The organism is Marinilabilia sp. (assembly GCF_016278715.1).
Lineage (GTDB): Bacteria > Bacteroidota > Bacteroidia > Bacteroidales > Marinilabiliaceae > Marinilabilia.
Map to the genome: position 1 here is coordinate 22382 of NZ_JADQBH010000129.1, position 6000 is coordinate 28381.

General features: G+C 44.7%; 6 protein-coding genes. 3 read left to right on the forward strand and 3 right to left on the reverse strand.

Annotated elements, in window-relative coordinates:
• The first annotated feature begins 5 nt into the window (after positions 1 to 5).
• The 3 genes from QZZ43_RS08055 to QZZ43_RS08065 are packed head-to-tail and all read left to right on the forward strand — an operon-like array spanning position 6 to position 1562.
• The gene (locus tag QZZ43_RS08055) at positions 6 to 257 is read left to right on the forward strand and encodes a hypothetical protein (RefSeq protein WP_291857766.1); all 252 of its coding nucleotides are present in this window, start codon (positions 6 to 8) and stop codon (positions 255 to 257) included.
• 13 nt (positions 258 to 270) lie between these two features.
• A complete protein-coding gene (locus tag QZZ43_RS08060; protein ID WP_291857776.1) occupies positions 271 to 588 on the forward strand; it encodes a type II toxin-antitoxin system PemK/MazF family toxin in 318 nt (105 codons plus the stop codon).
• Between the two features lie 50 nt (positions 589 to 638).
• Complete coding sequence (locus QZZ43_RS08065) at positions 639 to 1562, forward strand: energy transducer TonB (protein WP_291857768.1); 924 nt, start codon at positions 639 to 641, stop codon at positions 1560 to 1562.
• A 466-nt stretch (positions 1563 to 2028) separates the two neighbouring features.
• Here the strand turns inward: QZZ43_RS08065 and QZZ43_RS08070 are convergent, their stop codons facing one another.
• From QZZ43_RS08070 to QZZ43_RS08080, 3 genes are all read right to left on the reverse strand, one after another.
• The gene (locus tag QZZ43_RS08070; protein WP_291857770.1) at positions 2029 to 2784 is read right to left on the reverse strand and encodes a sulfite exporter TauE/SafE family protein; all 756 of its coding nucleotides are present in this window, start codon (positions 2782 to 2784) and stop codon (positions 2029 to 2031) included.
• An 865-nt stretch (positions 2785 to 3649) separates the two neighbouring features.
• A complete protein-coding gene (glyA, locus tag QZZ43_RS08075) occupies positions 3650 to 4930 on the reverse strand; it encodes a serine hydroxymethyltransferase (RefSeq protein WP_291857772.1) in 1281 nt (426 codons plus the stop codon).
• A gap of 397 nt (positions 4931 to 5327) precedes the next feature.
• On the reverse strand, positions 5328 to 6000 hold a 673-nt coding region (locus QZZ43_RS08080; protein WP_291857774.1), incomplete at its 5' end, for a CBS domain-containing protein.

Below are 6000 nucleotides of genomic sequence, written 5' to 3' on the forward strand. Positions count from 1 at the left end.
CTTAATTGGAAAGAATTATGAGGGCTATTGAATTCAGATCGAAGACAGATGTGGCAGGCAATCTCCGAATTGATTACCCGGTGCATAAATCGAATAAAAAGGTCCGTGTGATAATTCTTTTAGATGAAGAGGAACAGGCTGAAGATGAAGAAGCCTTGTGGATGAACACTGTTTCAAAGAATCCTGCTTTTGAATATTTGAATGATGATTCTGAGAATATTTACACTGTAAATGATGGAGAGCCTATAGATCATTAAGAATGCTATAGTTCTGGTTCCTTTTCCATTTGATGATTTTTCATCTTTAAAAGTGAGACCGGCATTATGTCTTACGGAAAAAATAGGAAAATTCGAGCATGTTATTATAGCGTTTATTTCGAGTAAGGTAATGGGTGAGATTTTGGAAAGTGATATTATTATCAGAAAAAATTCGGAGGAGTGGAAGGATACAGGTTTGGTAGTTGATTCTGTTATTCGTTTGCATAAGATGGTCACTATTCCAGGTTCCTTAATTCAAAGGAAATTGGGTCATGTTAATTCATCGCTTAAGGCTCAGATAAGAGAAAAGATACAAGGCTTATTTTATTAGTTTTTCAAAAGAGAGACTATTAAGTGTTTTGGTAAAGAGATTTGGAACTAATGATCGATAAATCAAAAAAAGATAAACGTGCCGGAGTGATTGGAAGTACCATCTTCCATGCGGTGATTCTGATTCTCCTGCTGGTGCTTGGTCTTTCAAGTATCCCCAGGGAAGAAGAGGGGATATTGGTCGATTTTGGCGATTCTGATACCGGATGGGGAGCGTCTGAGCCTGTTCGTAACAACCCGACAGGTGAGCGAAATACCCCGCCACCGGTGAGTCAGCCCGAACCGGTTAGTCCCCCGCCTGCCAGTACCCCGGAAACTTCCGAAGAGGCTGTCAATACTCAGGATTTTGAAGAGGCACCAACCATTAGTGAGGAGGAAAAAGCCAAACAGGAAGCTGAGAAGAGAAGACTGGAAGAGGAGCGGCAACGTCAGGTGGAGATAAATCGCCAAAAGCGGATTGAAGAAGAACGCCAACGACAGGAAGAGCTGGAACGTCAACGTCAACTGGAAGAAGAACGTCGACAGCAGGAAGAGCAGGAGCGACAGGCTCAGGAGGCCAGAAGCAATGTTTCCAATGCCTTCAGTAAGTCGGATGGAAGCAGTACTTCCCAGGGAGAGGCGGGTGGTTCCGGCAATCAGGGAGCTCTTGGCGGTGAAGCAGGCGTAGGAACTTATAACGGTAGTGGGAAAGGCGGTAGCGGCACCGGATTTGACCTGAGTGGGCGAACTTTAAGTGGTGCCTTGCCTAAACCGGAATACAATATTCAGGAAGAAGGAATTGTGGTGGTTGAAATAACCGTTGACAGAAATGGTAATGTGGTGAGTGCTGAGCCTATCCTAAAAGGAACCACAACACAGAATTCGTACCTGTGGAGGGTTGCCCGTCAGGCTGCCTTAAAAGCCAAATTTAACAGTAAAGGAGATGCCCCTGCGTACCAGAAGGGAACCATTACTTACCATTTCAATTTGAATTAGAGATTCTACAGATTCTACAGAAGGTTTGTTCTTTGTGGTTTTATGAGAATAGGTGGTTGTCCAAAAGCCATGGGTTTCGTGTTTTTTGTCGTTCTGAACGTCGCGAATGGCCTCATTGTCAGTGGTCTGCAAAACTATAGTCCATGCATTGAAAAAGCTGTAGTGATTTTTTGACAGCCTTTTTTGTTCGCAATTTCTATAGCTTTTCAGCTTGTTTTATCGGGCTTTTTCCCATTGTTTGGATGAAGAAAAGCCGGCTTGAAGCCGGCTATGTTCTGTAATTTGTTTGTTATCCATCACCCGCCTAAAGACGGGTGCTAATCTCATGCAATAAGCGTCATAGGGAAGAATGGGGAATCCGATTATGGTCGGAGCTTTGCTTTTTTATCATCACCAGGCTAAATACGAGTGCTAATCTCATTGTTTAGCTAATGGCATGATTCAGAGCGGGTTGGGCCGAATTGGCTTAAAACACGCCTAATACCTTCAATCCTGATATCAGCACCACTGCCAGAAGAATATAACGGATGTTTTGGGCGCCTATTTTACTGGCATTTTTGGAGGCAAACCATGCACCGATGGCATTTCCTGCAGCCAGAATAAGCCCGTAGCTCCAGACCACTTGTCCGGCGGAGATGAAAACTATCAGCGCAACAATTGTAAAAGAGAGCACCATTAAAACTTTCACCGCATTGGCACGGATGAGGTTATATCCGGCACTTAGCACCAGTGCTGCCAGTAGGAACAGTCCCACCCCTGCCTGAATAAAACCACCATAGAGGCCAATGAAGAAGAAAATAATGATATTGATAATGCGGGATTTTGTCGTTTTCACCTCTGCCGCTTTCCCTTTTATCCAACTGGTGGGTTTCAGCAGGATGATAAAAAACATTACCACCAGAAGCCCTCCAATAAAGTAGTTAAGGACATCTTCATTGATTTCAACGGCAATAAGGGCTCCTACCAAAGAACCAAAGAGGGTGGGGACGATGAGGGACCACTCCTTCCGCGGCGTGAGCTCTTTTTGATGTATAAAATTACGTGTGGCTACAAGATTTTGCACAACCACTCCAATGCGGTTGGTTCCGTTGGCCACCGCTGGCGGCAATCCCATAAACATCAGCAGAGGCAGAGTTATCAGCGAGCCGCTGCCGGCAAAGGTATTGATAACTCCGGCAGCCACTCCGGCAATAACAAGTATGATGGCATCTGTAATTTCCATGTTTTTTTGACAAGAGTAGCCAGATTTTAACTCATAAACGCAAAAACACCGAGGAGTTTTGGGATTGAGAAATGAGGGTTTCTGAATGAGCAATTTGTCATACTGAGTGCCTGACTCAAAAGGTTGAAATATATAAAGCATATCAGGGTAAGGCGAAGCAAACGCCAAATTAACCCTGTGCTTCTCTCCCGATAAACCGGGACAAGGGGGAAATACTCCGTGCAACTCTGTGTGACAACCACGTTGCACAGCTCTCTCTGTGCCCCTTCGTGCTCTCTGTGGTCAAACTCCTCGAAGGACAAATCTGTCACCCCTGCCGGGGCTCTATCTTTTTTATTACAAACATTCGTTCTACCATACTGCCGCCCCTCTGGGGCTAATCCATTTTGAAAAGAAGAACTAAACAATATCCGTCTTCATATAATGATTGGAAAATACCTGCCAATGTCCGAATCTATAGTCGCATGGCCTAGGCTTTTCGCCCTCTGTTCTTTTCTCCGTGCCCCAAGCCTTTGCTGCCGCCCCTCTGGGGCTAATCCATTTTGAAAAGAAGAACTAAACAATATCCGTCTTCATATAATGATTGGAAAATACCTGCCAATGTCCGAATCTATAGTCGCATGGCCTAGGCTTTTCGCCCTCTGTTCTTTTCTCCGTGCCCCAAGCCTTTGCTGTCGCTCCTTTGGGGCTATTCCATCATGAGAAGAAGAACTAAAACAATATCTGTCTTCACATAATTTCTTGGGTTAACTCTCAACCCTTATTCCTATGACGGAGGAAATTCTAAGCCGCAAACTCAAAAATCTGAATCCAATAGACTCAAAAAACCCTCTGCGTCATCGCGTCTTTGCGTTTAATTCTCAAGTTAGTAGGCAAAAATCGGAAAATCCTTCATCATCTCATTTACTTTCTTACGAACCGATGAAAGTGTAGCCTCATTATCCGGGTCGCTCAAAACTTCATCAAGCAAATCGACCACCGGGGCAATGTGTTCTTCTTTGAGTCCGCGGGTGGTGAGGGCTGCTGTACCTACACGAATACCGGACGTCTGGAATGGAGAACGGTCGTCGAATGGAACCATATTTTTGTTGATGGTGATGTCGGCCAATACGAGAGTGTTCTCTGCTTTCTTTCCTGTCAGGTCGGGGAATTTGGTACGCAGATCAATCAGCATGCTGTGGTTGTCTGTTCCTCCCGAGATTACTTTGTAGCCTTTTTCAATGAAGCACTCAGCCATTTTTGCGGCATTCTTTTGAACCTGTTTTTGGTATTCTTTATATTCAGGTTGCAACGCTTCGAAGAATGATACGGCTTTGGAAGCAATCACATGCTCCAGCGGTCCGCCCTGAATTCCGGGAAATACAGCTGAATCCAGCAACGAAGACATCTTGCGGATTTCTCCCTTTTTGGTCTTGATGCCCATGGGATTGTCAAAGTCTTTTCCAATCAGGATGATACCTCCGCGGGGACCACGCAATGTTTTGTGCGTAGTGGAGGTTACGATGTGTGCATGTTTCACCGGATTTTCGAGTAATCCGGCAGCAATCAATCCAGCAGGGTGGGCCATATCAATCATCAGGATAGCACCCACTTTATCGGCGATTTCACGCATGCGTTTGTAGTCCCAGTCACGCGAGTAGGCTGAAGCCCCACCAATAATCAGCTTTGGTTTATGTTCAATCGCCTGTTTTTCCATCATGTCGTAATCGACCGTTCCGGTTTCTTCTTTAACGCCGTAAGCGATTGGATGGTAGAGACGACCTGAACTGTTGACGGGAGAACCATGGGAGAGGTGACCACCATGTGCCAAATCCAGTCCGAGGAACTTGTCGCCAGGGTTCAAAACGGTCATCAGCACCGCCATGTTGGCCTGGGCACCACTGTGCGGCTGCACGTTGGCCCACTCAGCACCAAAAAGTTCTTTCAGGCGCTCGATGGCGAGTGTTTCGCTTTCGTCAACCACCTGGCAGCCACCATAGTAGCGTTTTCCGGGAAGACCTTCGGCATATTTGTTGGTCATGCACGAACCCATGGCATCTAATACCTGTTGGCTGACAAAGTTCTCGGAGGCAATCAACTCGATTCCGTTGAGCTGTCGGTTTTCCTCTTTTTTAATCAGTTCAAAAATTTTCTCGTCTCTCTTCATTGTTTGTAAAGTTAGGAGTCTTTGAAAAGACCATATATTACGTTAATTTTTTTTCAAAGGTAATAATTGATTGCCATATTTTCTTCTTTTTTGCCAACCAGGCCGTCAAAAAAAGGTGCGGAAGTGGGCTGATGGCTGTGCAAAAATTTCTGATAAAGAAATAAAAAACAATTATTATTGACCGATAAAGATTTGAAATTGCTTCACTATGTTCGCAATGACATTCATGCTTAAGGATTTTCGGGTTTAACTGGGCGTTTTCGGCTTTGCAGTGTAAGGTGTCTTTGCGAGTGAAACGAAGCAATCTTTTTCAAAAATATGTTGCCAATGCCAATTCTCAAAAACAGTATCTACTGCCTACTTGCCTAAAAGCTATTTCCTGCTACTGCCTAAACCCCTACTCATCCGAAAAGTGAATCAACACCCTTCGGTAAACTGAGAATATTTTTGATTTTGAAACGAATCCCAGATAACGTCCCTGTTCTGTTACGGGGAGGTTCCAGGCACCGGTTTCTTCAAATTTCTTCATTACCTGATCCATATTCTCATTGGCTTCGATGAAAGCCGGGGGAACGGACATGAAGTTTTCAACTTTCATCTTGGTGTACAGTTCGTTGTTGAACATGATTTCCCGTATGTCGTCGAGCAGTACAATTCCCAGGAGTTTGCCTTCCTCATTTGTTACGGGGAAAATATTTCTACGTGCTTTGGCAATTACTTTTACTAATTCGCCCAATGTCATATCCGGATTGACCGTCATAAAATCCGTTTCGATGACTTTATTCAGGCGCATGAGTGTAAGTACCGCTTTGTCTTTATGGTGGGTGAGCAATTCTCCTTTTTTTGCCAATCGTTTGGTATAGATGGAGTGGGGTTCGAAATACATGATGGTCAGATACGACACGGTAGAAGTCAGTATCAGCGGAATGAACATGGCGTATCCGTTGGTGATTTCGGCAATGAGAAAGATGGCTGTCAAAGGTGCGTGCATCACACCTGCCATTAGTGCCGCCATGCCTGCAAGGGTGAAATTAGACTCGGGCAGCTTTACCCATCCCATATTGTTTACC

Bases quoted from the DNA above. Each gene is read 5' to 3' on its own strand.
- QZZ43_RS08070 (WP_291857770.1), bottom strand. From the start codon at position 2,784: ATGGAAATTACAGATGCCATCATACTTGTTATTGCCGGAGTGGCTGCC.
- QZZ43_RS08065 (WP_291857768.1), top strand. From the start codon at position 639: ATGATCGATAAATCAAAAAAAGATAAACGTGCCGGAGTGATTGGAAGT.
- glyA (WP_291857772.1), bottom strand. From the start codon at position 4,930: ATGAAGAGAGACGAGAAAATTTTTGAACTGATTAAAAAAGAGGAAAAC.